Annotated in this window: 14 protein-coding genes; 4 read left to right on the plus strand and 10 right to left on the minus strand. The window is 42.8% G+C overall.

Going from position 1 to position 16,130, the window contains the following annotated elements; genetic code table 11:
* Positions 1-13 precede the first annotated feature (13 nt).
* From yihI to PQR79_RS16730, 3 genes are all read right to left on the minus strand, one after another.
* Positions 14-562, minus strand: coding sequence for a Der GTPase-activating protein YihI (gene yihI, locus PQR79_RS16720; protein WP_238107499.1), 549 nt, complete (start codon positions 560-562; stop codon positions 14-16).
* 55 nt (positions 563-617) lie between these two features.
* Positions 618-1,280, minus strand: coding sequence for a class I SAM-dependent methyltransferase (locus PQR79_RS16725; protein ID WP_238107537.1), 663 nt, complete (start codon positions 1,278-1,280; stop codon positions 618-620).
* A gap of 809 nt (positions 1,281-2,089) precedes the next feature.
* Positions 2,090-2,713: a c-type cytochrome gene (locus PQR79_RS16730; RefSeq protein WP_238107500.1), complete on the minus strand. Its 624-nt coding sequence runs from the start codon at positions 2,711-2,713 to the stop codon at positions 2,090-2,092.
* A 267-nt stretch (positions 2,714-2,980) separates the two neighbouring features.
* On the opposite strand from PQR79_RS16730, the gene yihA reads away from it, so the two are divergent.
* Positions 2,981-3,646: a ribosome biogenesis GTP-binding protein YihA/YsxC gene (gene yihA / locus PQR79_RS16735; protein WP_238107501.1), complete on the plus strand. Its 666-nt coding sequence runs from the start codon at positions 2,981-2,983 to the stop codon at positions 3,644-3,646.
* Between the two features lie 630 nt (positions 3,647-4,276).
* On the opposite strand, the gene polA is transcribed toward yihA, so the two are convergent.
* Positions 4,277-7,033, minus strand: a complete 2,757-nt coding sequence (gene polA, locus PQR79_RS16740) for a DNA polymerase I (protein ID WP_238107502.1) — start codon at positions 7,031-7,033, stop codon at positions 4,277-4,279.
* Positions 7,034-7,576: 543 nt separating this feature from the next.
* Here polA and elbB point away from each other — a divergent pair.
* On the plus strand, positions 7,577-8,233 hold the full coding sequence (gene elbB / locus PQR79_RS16745) for an isoprenoid biosynthesis glyoxalase ElbB (RefSeq protein ID WP_238107503.1): 657 nt from the start codon (positions 7,577-7,579) through the stop codon (positions 8,231-8,233).
* A 77-nt stretch (positions 8,234-8,310) separates the two neighbouring features.
* Here the strand turns inward: elbB and glpG are convergent, their stop codons facing one another.
* The 5 genes from glpG to PQR79_RS16770 all read right to left on the minus strand — a co-directional run bounded on the left by glpG (position 8,311) and on the right by PQR79_RS16770 (position 12,814).
* On the minus strand, positions 8,311-9,153 hold the full coding sequence (gene glpG / locus PQR79_RS16750) for a rhomboid family intramembrane serine protease GlpG (RefSeq protein ID WP_238107504.1): 843 nt from the start codon (positions 9,151-9,153) through the stop codon (positions 8,311-8,313).
* Positions 9,150-9,458: a thiosulfate sulfurtransferase GlpE gene (gene glpE, locus PQR79_RS16755; protein WP_238107505.1), complete on the minus strand. Its 309-nt coding sequence runs from the start codon at positions 9,456-9,458 to the stop codon at positions 9,150-9,152. Before glpE ends, glpG begins: the two co-directional genes overlap by 4 nt.
* Before the next feature lie 103 nt (positions 9,459-9,561).
* Positions 9,562-10,587, minus strand: coding sequence for an L-threonine 3-dehydrogenase (gene tdh / locus PQR79_RS16760; protein ID WP_238107506.1), 1,026 nt, complete (start codon positions 10,585-10,587; stop codon positions 9,562-9,564).
* Between the two features lie 41 nt (positions 10,588-10,628).
* Positions 10,629-11,822, minus strand: a complete 1,194-nt coding sequence (locus tag PQR79_RS16765) for a glycine C-acetyltransferase (RefSeq protein ID WP_238107507.1) — start codon at positions 11,820-11,822, stop codon at positions 10,629-10,631.
* Between the two features lie 335 nt (positions 11,823-12,157).
* Positions 12,158-12,814, minus strand: coding sequence for a TetR/AcrR family transcriptional regulator (locus PQR79_RS16770; RefSeq protein ID WP_238107508.1), 657 nt, complete (start codon positions 12,812-12,814; stop codon positions 12,158-12,160).
* A 129-nt stretch (positions 12,815-12,943) separates the two neighbouring features.
* Here PQR79_RS16770 and waaA point away from each other — a divergent pair, with 129 nt between their 5' ends.
* Positions 12,944-14,206, plus strand: a complete 1,263-nt coding sequence (waaA, locus tag PQR79_RS16775) for a lipid IV(A) 3-deoxy-D-manno-octulosonic acid transferase (RefSeq protein WP_238107509.1) — start codon at positions 12,944-12,946, stop codon at positions 14,204-14,206.
* A gap of 5 nt (positions 14,207-14,211) precedes the next feature.
* Here the strand turns inward: waaA and PQR79_RS16780 are convergent, their stop codons facing one another.
* Positions 14,212-14,931, minus strand: a complete 720-nt coding sequence (locus PQR79_RS16780; protein ID WP_238107510.1) for a 3-deoxy-D-manno-octulosonic acid kinase — start codon at positions 14,929-14,931, stop codon at positions 14,212-14,214.
* Positions 14,932-15,039: 108 nt separating this feature from the next.
* On the opposite strand from PQR79_RS16780, the gene PQR79_RS16785 reads away from it, so the two are divergent.
* On the plus strand, positions 15,040-16,077 hold the full coding sequence (locus tag PQR79_RS16785) for a glycosyltransferase family 9 protein (protein ID WP_238107511.1): 1,038 nt from the start codon (positions 15,040-15,042) through the stop codon (positions 16,075-16,077).
* The last annotated feature ends 53 nt before the right edge of the window (positions 16,078-16,130 follow it).

The following is a 16,130-nucleotide window of genomic DNA, read 5'->3' on the forward strand; positions in this document are numbered from 1 at the left end:
TTCATTGAGTGGTTTAGTCTTGTTTTTGATAATCTTTAAGCAGATCTGCACCTGACTCAAAACGATTTAATAGTTCATCGTCTGTCAGTTGCTTTTTAGGGCTAGGCGCTGGCACTTCATCATCTTCAGTTAGTCCTAAACGTTGCATTAACTGCTCAATTTTGTCTAATTGAATATCTAGCCATTTTTGATCGGCATCAGACAGATCACGACCTTCTTCAAGTTGGTCAAGCAACTGATTAAGTCTTGGATCTTCTTCTAGCTTCAATAATTTTTGCTCGTCGGTTATTTTAGGCTGTTTAGGCTTAACCACCAACGGTTCAGTAATTGACGCTGGCAATGATAGCGCAACGGGTTTTTTACTGCCATGACGTGCATCTTTTGCTATTGCAGTGCCATTTCCTGAAGCTTGTTTAAGTAAGGCTTCATTATGACGGCTGCCAGATTTACGGCCAGTTTCTGATTTTTTACCATCGACCACTTTGCGATCGGTTTTTTTTACTCTTGGGGCAAACTTAGGGCCGTTTTCGCCGCCTTTGCGAGTTTTTTTACTGCGAGCCATGATGTTCTCGTTAGGTTTTCTAAACACGTCCTTGAAGAATCATTTCTCCAAAGCACTAAATAAGGATGCGCTTTATATCAGGTTTTGCCGATTTTTGCATCAAAACCAGATCTTTTGCTGCAAATAATAGCTCAAAATCACTGTGAGAAGCTAAATATTCGAATGTTGTTTGCTGATAAAAGCTCACATGAGTGGGATTATTTTTATAATGCCACTTAGCAAATAGGGCTTTGTCAGTGAGTAATGGAGTGCTAATTGCCAACCATCCATTAGGCTTGATTAATTGGGTTAATAATTTCCATTCACGAATAGGGTGTCTAAAGTGCTCAAACACTCGGTAACAACAGACAAAATCGTAGCTTTGACTCAGCACAGACTGATCGGCAGCGAAGAATGGGTCGTATTGATTAACATGATGACCGGCTTCGACAATGCTCTGCTGACTTTTATCATCTAAGACTCTTCCGAAGTTTAGGCCTTTTAAGCTGCCAGATTGTTGCTGGGATATTTGCGTTAACAGCGGTAAAACAAATTGTGATAATTGTTTTTGCTTAGCGGTTTTTTGTGCTCGCCCATAACGCTGGCGTTCTAGGCTAGGCATAAGGTGTGATTTTGGGTTAGCGAAGACTAAGTCGCATTGTGGGCAAGCGTAAAAAGCTCTTTTTTTGTCTTGAACAAAAAAATTGGCTGAATGATGACACAGTGGACATGGGCTCATTAACGACAGCAGCACCTTAGTAAACAATATATATAGTGATAACAGTAAATTATGCCAATGTCCAAATTCTCATGTTGGTATAACGCATAAAAAAAGGTGGCAGTAAACTGCCACCTTATAAAACAGTGCTTATATGCACCTTATTCTGATTCCAAGTATCCGTACTTGCTATGTGACTCTCCCGGTCAGATCGTAACTTTTGTTGTGCTGTCCGTGCTTTTTTAGTTGTTATTGGTCATCGCTGACGCTTTTTTATATTCTGTCGCCGTCCTGACTACAGCTTCCGTAGATGGTCTTCAATGACACATCATTATCCTCTTTGTCTTCTGTGACTAACAGTCAACCATCCTTGTTTTATGTACCTTCGAGCAAGCTTCTTATGGATGCATCCTCAACAAAATGTTGATTTGCGGTTATTTGAATGATTCAAATAATACCAAAAGGGTTACTCTGTTGTGTAAGGCAGTGCTAAATAGCGAGTTGACCAGTTGGTCTGTTCCTTACAAGTTTTACGACCTGGATTTCAAACTGAAATCGCGACTCATGTTATTAGTTTTAGCGAGTGGCCTTAAATTATTATTGTTATGACGTTTCTTTATTCTTATATCTTAAATGTATCAGTCCGAAATCTGTTTGATGTTATTAGATTTATGATCCAAACAGTTGGGTTTACCTCGGTACGGGATGTATTTAACTCTAAAACCGTGAACTATGTCAAGTATTAATGCGATCAGTTAACGTAAACGTAAACTTTGAGCCAATAAAAATGAGCAAAATATGCTCATTTTTATTGGCTCAAAGTGTGCCTATTATTTCTTAATGCTTGAAATATATTTAGATAGTGCTTCGATATCTGCATCCGACAATTTTTTAGCAACATCTTGCATCATGCCATTTAAATCGTTGTTACGAGTACCGTCACGGAACTTAGTTAACTGGATTTTGATGTAGTTAGCATGTTGGCCACCAATCATTGGGAAGCCAGCCGCAGCTGCACCACTACCGTCAGGACCATGACATGCGATACAAGAAGTGATACCACGAGCTGCATCGCCGCCTTGGTATAGCTTTTCACCTGCTTCTGTGCCTTCAACCGCTGGATTAGCTGATTGAGTTTGGCTAGCGAAGAATGCCGAAATATCCGCGATGTCAGTATCGCTTAATGCGATAGACATACCACCCATGATGGGGTCCATACGACCTTCTTTACCGCCAGTTTGCATGGCAGAGCGGAATTCAGTTAATTGTTTTTCAAGGTATGCAGGGTGTTGGCCTGCTAGCTTTGGATACATATCGATCATGCTGTTGCCGTCAACACCGTGACAGGCAGAACATACGATTACTTTAGTTTTGCCGGCTTCAGCATTACCTTCAGCCATAGCAGGTGATGACATAGTGGCTACTACAGACAGCGCAAGAGCTAACTTTTTCATGGCGTTCCAACTTCTTGTTAATTTATTGTCCTGAGCTTACTAGGAAGACCCGCAAGCGTGGTAAAATGATTTTTTCCCCAAGTGCTTTGATGTAGTTTACGACGCTCGAGTACAACGAGATCAATTGTGACTACTTCACACACATCAGCATTGCTTGGGTATATAATGTGATCAAGGTAATATTTTACACGAAAACGTGCAAAAGTAAGCAATTGTTAAACATTTATGGTAATGCATTTACTGAAAGCAATTTAATTGGAGTGACTAGTGACCGAATCTCGTATCGATTTCCGTAAGGCAAAATTTTTAATCAGTGCGCCTGATATTGCGCATTTAGATCAGTATCTTCCTGGGGATATCGGGGTTGAGATTGCGTTTGCTGGACGCTCAAATGCAGGAAAATCGAGCGCATTAAATGCGCTTACGGAACAAAAAAGTTTAGCTCGTACCAGTAAAACCCCTGGCCGTACCCAGTTAATTAACGTTTTTGAGTTAGATGCTGATCGCCGTTTAGTTGACTTACCAGGTTATGGTTTTGCCCAAGTGCCGCTAGCACTTAAAAACAAATGGCAACAAGCGTTAGGCGAGTATTTACAAAAGCGTGCTTGTTTAAGTGGTGTGGTGGTATTGATGGATATTCGTCATCCACTAAAAGATCTCGATATGCAAATGATTGAGTGGGCAGTATTAAGTAATATTCCTGTATTGGCGCTATTAACCAAGGCTGATAAATTGACCCAAAGCATTAAGATGAAAACGGTTAATGAAGTGCGTAAAGCGTTGGCTGACTACGGTGACAAAGTTCAAGTTGAACCGTTCTCGTCTTTGAAAGGGACCGGTAAGCCAAAGGTGTTGAATATATTGAATGACTGGTGTCATCCAGCATGGTTGCCTGAGCAGCAAGCGTTACGTGAGCAAACTGAGCAAGAGTAGCTTTGTTTTACGGCTGGCATGTTTTGAATAAACCGACTTCATGTCGGTTTTTTTATGTGTAAATTTAAATGGGAAATTTTAGGTAAAAAAAAACCGACAACCAAATGGCTATCGGTACAAAAATTAGCTCTTTTGGGGAGAAGCTAAATTCAACAAGACTCAAGTGTCATCAACTCAATTTGACGACCCTCAATAGCCATAGAATAACTGCTTTTTTTGCAAAGTTAAAGTATTTACTCTAAAAATATTTTGGTTCGAAAAAAAAACAAAAAAAAGCCCCAGCAACCTAAGTTGCTGGGGCGCCGAATTTGGCTAGTCACTATCGCTAGTGAAATAAAGGTTTGAAAGATTGAACATCTTAACCTCTGTACCCTACGACTGAGATAATAGCGCATTCGCCTTAAAATGAAAAACTGTTTTTCATAAAAAGGCACAATAACTGTGAGTTCGACCTCAAATCGTTGCTTATTTGTTAATCAGATCGATAGGCTGTTGTGAGTTTTATACTGATATGAATACAAGGTTAGTGATATTGAGAGGTGTTTTGACACCTTAAATAGCAATGCCGCATTGAGGCAATGCGGCATTATTGTTCAGGCTGCCCCCTAAGGAGGTGTGTAAATATTAGCTTTAGTGGGCTTGATCCCAGTTGTCGCCTATTCCTGCTTCTGCCAGCAAGGGCACATCAAGTGTTGCTGCCTGTGCCATTAAATCGCACACTTTGGTTTTTAGTGCGTCGGCTTGTGCTTCATCAACTTCAAATACCAGCTCATCGTGTACTTGCATAATGAGGGTGATTTCACCTTGTGTGTCTTGATTAATCCACTGGTGAATGGCAATCATGGCTTTTTTGATGATATCTGCTGCGGTGCCTTGCATTGGTGCGTTAATCGCGGCGCGCTCAGCGCCTTGACGGCGCATTGCATTGCGATCGTTAATTTCTGGTAGGTATAAACGACGGCCAAATAGAGTTGATACATAACCTTGTGCGGCGGCATCAGCACGTGTTTCTTCCATGTATTTCAACACGCCAGGGTAGCGAGCAAAATAGGTGTCAATGTAGGTTTGTGCTTCGTTACGCGGGATGTCCAGTTGCTTAGCTAAACCAAACGCAGACATACCATATATCAAACCAAAGTTAACGGCTTTAGCGCGGCGGCGCTGTTCGGTGGTGACTTCTTCAAAGTGAATGCCAAATACTTCTGCCGCTGTGGCCCTATGAATGTCTTTACCTTCAGCAAACGCTGTTAACAAGCCTTTGTCTTGAGAGAGGTGAGCCATGATGCGTAATTCGATTTGCGAATAGTCGGCCGCTAAAATCTTACGCCCAGCTGGGGCGATAAAGGCTTGGCGAATACGGCGACCTTCTTCGGTTCGAATTGGGATGTTTTGTAAGTTAGGCTCGCTTGACGACAAACGCCCAGTTGCGGCATTGGCTTGATGATAACTAGTGTGAACACGTCCAGTAGTGGCGTTAACCATTAATGGGAGTTTATCTGTATACGTGCTCTTTAATTTGGCTAGGCTGCGATGCTCAAGAATAATTTTAGGCAGCGGATAGTCTAGTGCTAATTCTACTAATACTTCTTCTGAAGTTGAAGGAGCACCCTTGGGGGTTTTCTTTTTAACGGGGTAGTTAAGCTTTTCAAAAAAGAGCGTTTGCAGTTGCTTAGGCGATGCGAGATTAAACTTCTCCCCAGCAATTTCGTAGGCTTTATTTTCAAGGTCGTCGAGTTTTTGGGCCAGTTCACCACTTTGCTGGCTAAGTAGCATAGAGTCGATCAGTACGCCTTGGCGCTCAACGTCTGACAGCACTTGAATTAATGGCAGTTCTAGTTCGTTAAATACTGAGGCTAATTCTGACTCTTTTTCTAGTCGTGGCCATAAGTGCTCATGTAAACGCAAAGTAATATCGGCATCTTCTGCGGCGTAGGGTCCAGCTGTGGCTAAGTCAATTTGATTAAAGGTCAGCTGTTTAGCGCCTTTACCTGCAACGTCTTCAAAGCTGATATTTTTATGGCCTAAATACTTTAACGCTAAACCGTCCATGTCGTGGCGTGATGCTACCGAGTTAAACACGTAAGACTCAAGCATGGTGTCAAAGCGTACGCCGCCGAGCTTAATGCCAGCATTGGCTAAAATACTCATATCATACTTTAGGTTTTGGCCGACTTTTTGTGGTGTTGTCCCTTCTAATATGGGACGCAGTTTTTCAAGTGTGGCGGCTTTATCGAGTTGCTGTGGCGCATCAAGATAGTCATGGGCTAATGGCAGATACGCTGCTTTGCCTGCTTGAGTGGCAAAGGATAAGCCGACAAGCTGTGCTTCCATGTAATTAAGGCTTGTAGTTTCGGTGTCGACGGCAATCAGATCGGCTTTACTCAGCTCATTAATCCATTTGTCTAATGCTGCTTCGCTAAGAATGGTTTCATATTCGGCTTCGATAGCGGCAGACACGCTGACGTCTTTGTCGCTATCTTGACTAACCGTGCCCGTAGGCTGCTTGTTGTCTAACACTTCTGCTAACCAACGTTTAAACTCCATTTCACCAAAACATTTAATTAATTCATCGCGGTCTTGTGGTTTAACGTTTAGCTCATGCCAGTCTTGGTCTAATTCGACATCGGTTTTGATGGTTGCAAGTTCATAAGACAACTTAAGCATGTCGGCGTTATCGATAATTTTAGCCGGCATGGTTTTACTGCCTCTAAAGCCGACTTCAGCCACACTTTGTGGGTCGGCTAATAGTTGTGCCACACTGCCCACGCCAGTCAACATGGCTAATGCGGTTTTTTCACCAACACCAGGTAAGCCGGGAATGTTATCGGCTTTGTCGCCCATTAATGCTAAAAAATCAATAATGCGATCAGGGCCAACGCCAAACTTAGCTTTGACTTCTTCTGGGCCCATGATGGTGTCCGTCATGGTGTTAATTAAGGTGACATGGTCATTGACCAGCTGTGCCATGTCTTTATCACCAGTGCTGATTAATGTGGCCCGGCCTTCTTTGCTCGCTTGCAAGGCTATGGTGCCAATCACATCGTCGGCCTCGACGCCTGGAATACTGATTAGCGGTAAACCCATTGCATGAATAATACGATGTAGCGGTGCGATTTGATTACGCAGGTCATCTGGCATTGGTGGACGCTGTGCTTTGTATTCATCGTACATGTCATTACGAAAAGTTTTGCCTTTAGCATCAAAAACAACAGCAATATGGCTTGGACTATAGCGGCTTAACAAACTACGCAGCATGTTTACAACGCCATAAACCGCACCCGTCGCTTCACCTTTTGAATTTGTTAAATGAGGCGGCGCATAATAGGCGCGATAAAGATAAGAAGAGCCATCGACGAGGATGAGCGGGTTATTAGGAATTGTTGGCATAATGTGTTTTTCATTTATGTATTTTGCGAGACAGATAGGATGACATTATACCCACAGCACCTCAAGGTACTTGTAAGATTGTTACAATTTTATCTACTTGAGTGTGGATACGCTCAAAGGTCCGACAAGCCGCACCGTTGGTGAGTTTGGTTTATCTGGTTAGGGCGCGTTGTATTGAATTTTAGCCACAAAAAAATCCTCGCAGCCTGTGGATAAGTCTGTGAGTGGAATAATCAACGTTGCTGGATAGAATTTCTTACGGCTTGAATCGAAATATGTATCTAGTTGAAATTTATATACTATTTTTATTTTTGTGAGCTATTTATTAATTTCAATAAATATAACTAATTTGTGGACTTTTTTATTGATGTCAGTTAAGTCACAATGAATTTCAATGATGTTTTATGGCTAAAAAAAGCCCAACAGCAAAATTCGACGTTCTAAGTTAGCACGATTTTTAATCAGATCAACCGTTTTGTTGGAATTATGTTGTAATTTTTACATTGTTAATAAAAACTCAATAAAAAGTTGAAGGTGGATAGTATGAAAAAGATAGCCGTGTTGCTCAGTGGCTGTGGTGTATTTGATGGTACTGAAGTCCATGAAGCCGTTTTAAGCTTGCTTGCGATTACGCGGGCGGGTGCACAATATCAATGTTTTGCCCCGGATATAGACCAAATGCATGTGGTCAATCATTTAACGGGTGAGGTAAATACTGAAGAAACTCGCAACGTGTTGGTTGAGTCGGCTCGCATTGCCCGTGGTGAAGTGCTCAATGCCAGCAGCTTAGATATAAATGACTATGATGCGTTAGTGATACCTGGTGGTTTTGGTGCGGCCAAGAATTTATCTAACTTTGCGACGACAGGCAGCAGCTGCCACATTAACCCTATTGTAGAAACTTTTATTCGTGAATTTGCTCTTGCCCGTAAGCCTGTGGGGTTTGTATGTATTTCACCTCTGATGATCCCGCACATTTATGGTCAAGGTTCGCTTGGCACCATAGGGAATGATAGCGATATTGCCCATGCATTTAATGAAATGGGTGGTAAGCATCAAGCGGCAGCTGTTGAAGATATCGTTGTTGATGAGGCAAATAAGGTGGTGAGTACACCAGCGTACATGCTCGCCACATCGGTTTTAGAGGCCCATATAGGCATCGAAAAACTGGTGAATAAAGTGTTAGAGATGATTGATTAGCTTGCGGCACATTAAGGAAACCACCTCTTGAGGTGGTTTTTTATTGCCTTGACGCTGTAAAAGCTTCTCTTTGGAGATTAGCTTGTTGATTGCTTACGGCTGTCAAATAAAGCTTGGGCAAGCCCAACGAGTAAGCCTCCTATGTGGGCACCGTTAGCGATTGGCATACCGAGTAAATCAGTAAAGCCAAGTACCAGCCATACCATCATAAAGCCCATATAGGCTTGCGGTAAACTGATGCCACACCGGGGTTGCCTTATCCCCATTAACCAAGTGTACCCAACCACGGCATACACAACGCCAGATAAGCCACCAAAGTGGGGACCTGTCATGTAAAATTGCACTACACTGGGAATTGTACCTGCAATAACTAATAAAAATAACAGCGGTCTAATACCAAGGCGGGTTTCAATTTTTCCACCTAAATACCACCACCACAACAAATTAAATACGATATGCATGGTCGAAAAATGCATTAAACTTGGCGTGAAAACTCGCCATATTTGGCTGATATCACTGTGTGGGACGGCACCAAAAAACGATAACTGATTATATATCGCATCAGCAAATCCTAAGTTCATCCCTGCAAATATTGCGACACAGCTAAAAAATGTGATTAGGGTAAGCGGGCCAGCCCCGGTCAGAAATTGCTGTACGAGCCCTTTTGTTCCAGGGCCGTAGTTGAATTTCGCTGAGGTGTCACCATTGTCCCATGAGGCTTGTAAATATTTGCTGTCGTAGGGGTTGTTAGCAAATTGCTCGAGCTCAGCACGCGCTTGTGACTCATCTGCAGGATTGCTAATAACGAGGCCAACACCTTGGGCATGTTGCACTGCATGGCATTGAATATTCAATCCTTTAAGGTAATCAATAAATGCTTGTGCTGCACGGGCGTTAGGAAGTTGGCCTATTTCTATCATGAGTGCGCGAGGCTCCATGCACTAAATCCACCGTCAAGACTGTAGACATCATCAAAGCCTTGCTCATTTAAATAGCTGGCAGCACTTTGGCTGCTCATTCCGTGATAACACACAACAACAAGAGGCTTATCCATATCTGCAGATGCAATATAGTGGGCTAAATTTTCATTGTTTAAATTGACTGAATGTTGAATATGGCCTGCAGCAAAGCTAGCCGCATCGCGAATATCAACAACCTGCACCTCGTTCGATGCCTCAGACATATGGATTAGCTCATTAACAGACAAGTGTTTAAAACCAGACATGGTATTACCTATAAAAAGTTCACGGAAAGCGTTTGTATGGAGGCCAGTTTGCAACAAGGGGTTATACAACCCCTTGATAATACAGACAGTATAAGCGCGAGAATTAATCCCAGCTTAAAATCACTTTGCCAGATTGACCTGAGCGCATTGCATCAAAGCCTTGTTGGAAATCATCCACATTGAAATGATGCGTAATGATTGGGGTTAAGTCTAGGCCTGATTGGATTAAGCTGGCCATTTTATACCAGGTTTCAAACATCTCACGACCGTAGATACCTTTGATGATTAGGCCTTTAAAAATGATTTTACTCCAATCAATGGCCATATCACCACCAGGAATACCCAGCATAGCAATTTTACCACCGTGGTTCATTGTGTCTAACATGGCGTGAAATGCTGATGGTACGCCAGACATTTCCAAGCCCACATCAAAACCTTCGGTCATGCCAAGATCTTTCATTACATTTTTTAAGCTTTCTTTGGCCACGTTCACCGCGCGAGTTGCGCCCATTTTTCGGGCTAGCTCTAAGCGATATTCGTTAACGTCGGTAATCACAACATGACGTGCGCCCACATGTTTACACACGGCTGCAGCCATAATACCAATAGGGCCAGCACCAGTGATTAATACATCTTCGCCAACTAAATCGAATGACAACGCGGTATGCACTGCATTACCAAATGGATCAAAAATAGCGGCTAGGTCGTCAGAAATATCTGCCGGAATTTTGAAGGCATTAAACGCTGGCAATACAAGGTATTCTGCAAAGGCGCCATCACGATTGACGCCTACGCCAGACGTATTACGACATAAATGGGTACGACCACCACGACAGTTACGACAATAACCACAAGTAATATGGCCTTCACCAGAGACGCGGTCACCAATGGCAAAGCCGCGCACTTCTTGGCCCATGTCGACCACTTCGCCCACGTATTCATGGCCGGCAATCATAGGAACGGGAATGGTTTTTTGTGACCATTCGTCCCAGTTGTAGATATGCACGTCGGTACCGCAAATCGCGGTTTTACGAATTTTAATTAATAGATCGTTATGACCCATTTCTGGTTTTGGTGCATCAACCATCCAGATGCCTTCTTCAGGCTTTAATTTGCTTAATGCTTTCATCTTAGTAACCTAGTATTCCCAAGCTTAATGTTATGAGCGAGTTAGATAATGCCCATTTCTTTACCAATGCGGGTAAAGGCGCTGATAGCATGATCGAGTTGCTCGCGAGTGTGTGCGGCAGACATTTGGGTACGAATACGTGCTTGGCCTTTGGGCACAACCGGGAACGAGAAGCCAATGACATAAATGTGTTCTGCTAATAATTTGTTGGCAAAGTCACTCGCTAACTTTGCATCGCCGATCATAACAGGAATAATGGCGTGGTCGGCACCGCCTAAAGTAAAACCTGCTGCTGACATTTGCTCTCGAAAATAGCGGCTGTTTTCCCATACGGCTTCGCGCAACGCGTGGCCAGTTTTAAGCATCTCAAGCACGCGAATAGAGGCGCTAACGATTGACGGCGCTAATGAGTTTGAAAACAGGTAAGGGCGTGAGCGCTGGCGTAGCCATTCAACGACTTCTTTTTTGGCTGCGGTAAATCCACCTGATGCGCCACCTAATGCTTTGCCTAATGTACCGGTAATAATGTCTACACGGTCCATTACGTCACAGTATTCATGGGTGCCTCGGCCGTTTTGACCAATAAAGCCAACGGCATGCGAGTCATCTACCATCACCAATGCGCCGTACTTATCGGCAAGATCGCACACACCTTTGAGGTTAGCGATAACACCGTCCATTGAGAATACACCGTCGGTCGCAATCAAAATATTACGTGCTCCAGCGGCTTGTGCTGCAATTAACTGAGTTTCTAAATCGGCCATGTCGTTGTTGGCATAACGGAAACGTTTAGCTTTACATAAACGTACACCGTCAATGATTGACGCATGGTTTAACGCGTCTGACACGATCGCGTCTTCGGCATCTAATAAGGTTTCAAACAGGCCGGCATTAGCATCAAAACAAGAAGAATAAAGAATCGTGTCTTCCATGCCTAAAAACTCACTTAAACTTGCTTCTAATTGTTTGTGAGTGTCTTGAGTACCGCAAATAAAGCGTACAGATGCCATACCAAAACCGTGGCTGTCTAAGCCGGCTTTGGCCGCTTGAATAAGTTCTGGGTGATTGGCTAGACCTAAATAGTTGTTGGCGCAGAAGTTAATGACTTTTTCGTGGTTAACTTCAATGGCGGTCTGTTGGGCTGAAGCAATAACGCGTTCACTTTTATATAAGCCATCTGCTTTAACGTCAGCTATTTGTTGATTAATACGGTCGTAAAAAGAGGTAGATGCCACCTGTGTTCTCCTAAATATGGTTATTATGCTTATCCAAATCACGCAGTAAAACACCGCTGTAATTGATAGGGTGTTTTGGAGTTGTTGGCATTCTAACCTTTATTTTTGCCGCTCCACAGCGTTTTTTTTAGTCGTCAGACCAACATGAATTAGATTAGGGCTAGTGATTATTCACATTAAAAAAACTAATCATTAACAAGTGTGATAATTGGATTTTATTGCTTAAAATAACACAAAGAAAATCCGCAGATACCAGAGCACAATTGTAGTCGGATATTGGCGGATTAAAAGGCATTGCCATGCACTTAACGTATTACCTGTGCGTCAGCTTTTTATTACGCGGCTTGATGTCGCTCTTGGCTGGCGATGTCGAGATAATGTTGCTCTAATCGGCTAAACGTTGCCGACGATGCAGGGGTTTCATAAGCTTGGAATATCATCAGCACCCGCAATAGGCCATCATATAAAGTGGCTTTAGTAATACTAGACGTGCTTGATTGTGTTAGCTGATAGCTAATCCAAAAGCTGACCATCATTTTTATGGTGTCTGCAAGAGCGGTAATTTTACTGTCATCAACGTCGAGAAAACCGTCTTTTTTTAATTTTCTTAAAATATCGCTTGAGCGAGTGAGCACTTGTTGTTGGGCGTGTAAATAGCGCTTTTTAAGTGTTTCGTCACGGCTTAAAATATCGGCTAAGTTGGCATACATAAAACGGAATTGCCATAAGGTATAAAACATGGCATCGAAGTAACCCATTAATAATTCAATGGTAATGGGTACATCATCATAAGGCTTAAAGCCTGACTCTAAGTGGTTTTCGTATTGGGCAAAAATCGAATTGATAATGTCTTCTTTATTACGAAAATGATAGTACAAGTTTCCCGGACTAATGCCTAAGTGAGCGGCGATATGGTTGGTGGTAATACTCCGTTCACCATGTTCATTAAACAGCTCTAAACTGGCAAAAACGATCTTGTCGCGCGTTTTCATATGATTTCCATATTCATTTTTAGCTTAGGATATTGGCTTATACAGCGATAACATTTCATTAAGCCGACTCAATATGATTATGTTAACATTGTGTTTATCTGACAAGCAAAAATCGATGACTCTTCTTCCATGAACCGTACCCTATATTCTTTGTTTTTGTATCTTTTATTTCCTCTGGTCGTAATGTATTTGGTTTTTAGAGCGATAAAGAGCCCTGATTACCGTCGTCGTTGGTCTGAGCGTTTTGGTTTTGCAAAATTAAAGCCTACCGATGTATTGATCCACAGTGTGTCGATGGGTGAAACACTGGCGGCCGTGCCGTTGATAAAAAAACTGATGGCGCAGCACCCGCACTTTACATTTACCGTAACCACTACCAGCCCAACCGGCTCCGCTGAGGTGATAAAAGCATTGGGTGATAAAGTGCAGCATTGCTATCTACCTTTTGACTTTGCCTATGCAGTTAAACGTTTTTTACGCCAAACACAGCCCAAATATTTCATTATTATGGAAACGGAGTTGTGGCCGAACTTGTTGCATTTTGCCAAACAACAGGGCGCAACAATGGTGTTAGCTAATGCTCGTTTGTCGCAAAAGTCAGCTGACAAGTATGCTAAAAAACGCCGTTTATCGACGCCGATGTTAAAACGACTCGCGTTGATATTAGTGCAAACTCAAGCCGAGGCTGAACGTTTTATTGCTTTAGGTGTTGACCCACAAAAGCTTAAAGTCTGTGGCAGCCTTAAATTTGATCTGACTATCGACCCCAATAAAAAACAGCAGGCGATACAAATTCGCAGTCAATGGCAGCGAAGCGACACGCCTATTTGGGTTGCTGGCAGTGTTCACCCTGGCGAGTTTGACATTATTTTGGCTGCGCATAAACAATTGTTAACGGTGTTTCCACAAGCATTATTGATTATGGCACCTCGTCATCCAGAGCAATTTAATTTAGCTGCCATCACCGTGACTCAGGCTGGGCTCAAATTAGCCCGACGCAGTATGAATGATGAGGTAAACTTTAATACTCAGGTGTTGTTAGGTGACACCATGGGTGAATTATTGATGCTGTATGGTGCTGCAGATCTTGCTTTTGTTGGTGGAACGTTGATTGAGGGCGGTGGCCACAACCCTTTAGAGCCAGCTGCCATGGGATTACCGGTTTTTGTTGGTCCTAATCATTGGAACTTTGCCGAAATTACTGACTTGTTGGCAAGTGAAGGTGGACTTCAATGTGTTTCAGGGGCCGAGGAACTTGCTTCGTTATTAGTGGCTAAGTGGCATAACCCTAAAGAGTATCAGCAAGCTTCCGCCGCCGCATTAGCGGTGGTAAGCCAAAATCGTGGTGCGTTAACTAAGCAATTTTCGTTTATTGACTCACTGATGGTGTAATTTGCTTATATTGCATTGACGTTTCGATATCCATCTATCAACTGCTGCCAACATTGTTGTGAAAACGCAAGGCTTGGCAGTTTTGTTTGTTCTTTATTAAACGAACGCAATAACCTGTCTAAATTGGCCTGTTGCCAGCCTTTGTTTGGTTGGCGTAGTTCTCCGCGGTCAAAGTCGATTAAATAAAAACGCTCATGGGCTAATAAAATATTTTTGGCATTTAGATCTGCATGATATACGCCACGCAGATGGAACTGAGCAATCAATTGGCCAAGGGCATACCACTGTTGTTCGGCTATAGGTTGTAGGCTCAAATAAGCGACCAAATCTTTTGCGCCAGCCACATGTTCAATCATAATATCAGCGCGATATCTAACATCAAAGCGCACGACATTGGCGGCGATGGGCCTTGGTACGGCAAAGCCTTCTTGGTGGAGCGTTTCAAGAATAGCTAGCTCTGCCATTGCACGGGTTTGCATAAGGCCTGTGTATAAATAACTGTCGCGGTTGAATTTTCCGATGAGCCCACCGCGCCAATAATGGCGTAGCACCCAAGTTTGCGCAGAGTCAGTTTTAACAAACCAGGTGGTGTAGCGCCCTTTTGATTGGCCTACTACAGCGTTTTTTGTTTGCCAAACGCTGACGGCAAAGTCTTGTGGTGTTAAGTCTTTAGCGCTGGGCTCGCACCAAGCGATATGGCCAACCGGGGTAGTTTTTATTTGCATCTAATTATCAAATAGCATGGGCTAGATTGTGGATCGAAATAACATTATACCTTAAGATCACTTACTTGCATTCCTTCCATCTTTTCATATAAGCATATTGGATATTCAATGAAAGCTGACTTTAGTGCGATACGTTCATTATGTTTACTGCGTTTGTCAGCCATTGGCGATGTGTGTCACGCCGTTGCGATGGTTCAAGCGATCCAAAAACGCTATCCAGACTTGGCCATTACATGGGTCATCGGTAAGGTTGAGTATCAATTACTTAAGCATTTACCGGGGATTCAGTTTGTTATTTTTGATAAATCAAAAGGCTGGCGTAGTTATGCTCAGCTACGTAGTGATTTAAAAGGTCAACATTTTGATGTGTTGCTGCATATGCAAGTAGCATTGAGAGCAACAATAGCATCATTAATGATTAAGGCGCGTATTAGAGTAGGATTTGATAAAGCGCGCGCCAAAGAAGGTCAATGGCTGGTGACCAACTATGCTGTTGAACCGATTGCTGAACCACATGTTTTAGATGGGTTTATGGGGTTTGCTAAAGCCATTGGTGTGACAGATTTAACCCCCAATTGGCATATTCCTGTGCCACAAGCTGATGCCGATTTTGCTACTCAGCTTATTGGTAATGATAAGGTGTTAGTGATTTGCGCTGCTGCCAGTAAACCGGAGCGTAACTGGTTACCTGAACGTTATGCTGTCGTAGCCGATTATGCGATATCACAAGGTTATAAGGTGATGTTATGTGGTGGTCCCACGGCACTTGAGAAAAATTTAGCTGATGTTATTCAGTCTCATAGTCAACACACTTTTGACAATCAAGTGGGTAAAACAAGCTTAACCCAATTATTAGCAGTATTAAAACAAGCAAGCTTGGTGCTTGCTCCAGATACAGGCCCATTGCACATGGCGGTCACTCAAGGTACACCTGTCATCGGTCTATATGCACATTCAAATCCTGGGCGGACTGGGCCATATTATTATCGTGACTACACCGTATCGATTTATCATGAGGTGATAGCTCAACAGGTAGATGGTTTAATTAAATGGGGTAAACGAGCCAAAGGCGAGCATTTAATGGCGATGATTGAGGCTGATGAGGTGATTCAAAGCATGAAAAAACTAATTGAAGAACGCGCCTGATTGAGCAAAGTACAAACGCCACATTAAGTGGCGTTTTTTGCATTTGCAAAATG

It is taken from the genome of Shewanella metallivivens (genome assembly GCF_028750675.1).
Classification (GTDB): domain Bacteria; phylum Pseudomonadota; class Gammaproteobacteria; order Enterobacterales; family Shewanellaceae; genus Shewanella; species Shewanella metallivivens.

Coding starts and splice junctions, on each gene's coding strand:
- PQR79_RS16785 (WP_238107511.1), top strand. CDS start 15,040: ATGAAAGCTGACTTTAGTGCGATACGTTCATTATGTTTACTGCGTTTG.
- polA (WP_238107502.1), bottom strand. CDS start 7,033: ATGCCAACAATTCCTAATAACCCGCTCATCCTCGTCGATGGCTCTTCT.
- yihI (WP_238107499.1), bottom strand. CDS start 562: ATGGCTCGCAGTAAAAAAACTCGCAAAGGCGGCGAAAACGGCCCTAAG.
- glpE (WP_238107505.1), bottom strand. CDS start 9,458: ATGTCTGGTTTTAAACACTTGTCTGTTAATGAGCTAATCCATATGTCT.
- PQR79_RS16770 (WP_238107508.1), bottom strand. CDS start 12,814: ATGAAAACGCGCGACAAGATCGTTTTTGCCAGTTTAGAGCTGTTTAAT.
- elbB (WP_238107503.1), top strand. CDS start 7,577: ATGAAAAAGATAGCCGTGTTGCTCAGTGGCTGTGGTGTATTTGATGGT.
- waaA (WP_238107509.1), top strand. CDS start 12,944: ATGAACCGTACCCTATATTCTTTGTTTTTGTATCTTTTATTTCCTCTG.
- PQR79_RS16730 (WP_238107500.1), bottom strand. CDS start 2,713: ATGAAAAAGTTAGCTCTTGCGCTGTCTGTAGTAGCCACTATGTCATCA.
- PQR79_RS16725 (WP_238107537.1), bottom strand. CDS start 1,280: ATGAGCCCATGTCCACTGTGTCATCATTCAGCCAATTTTTTTGTTCAA.
- PQR79_RS16780 (WP_238107510.1), bottom strand. CDS start 14,931: ATGCAAATAAAAACTACCCCGGTTGGCCATATCGCTTGGTGCGAGCCC.
- tdh (WP_238107506.1), bottom strand. CDS start 10,587: ATGAAAGCATTAAGCAAATTAAAGCCTGAAGAAGGCATCTGGATGGTT.
- glpG (WP_238107504.1), bottom strand. CDS start 9,153: ATGATAGAAATAGGCCAACTTCCTAACGCCCGTGCAGCACAAGCATTT.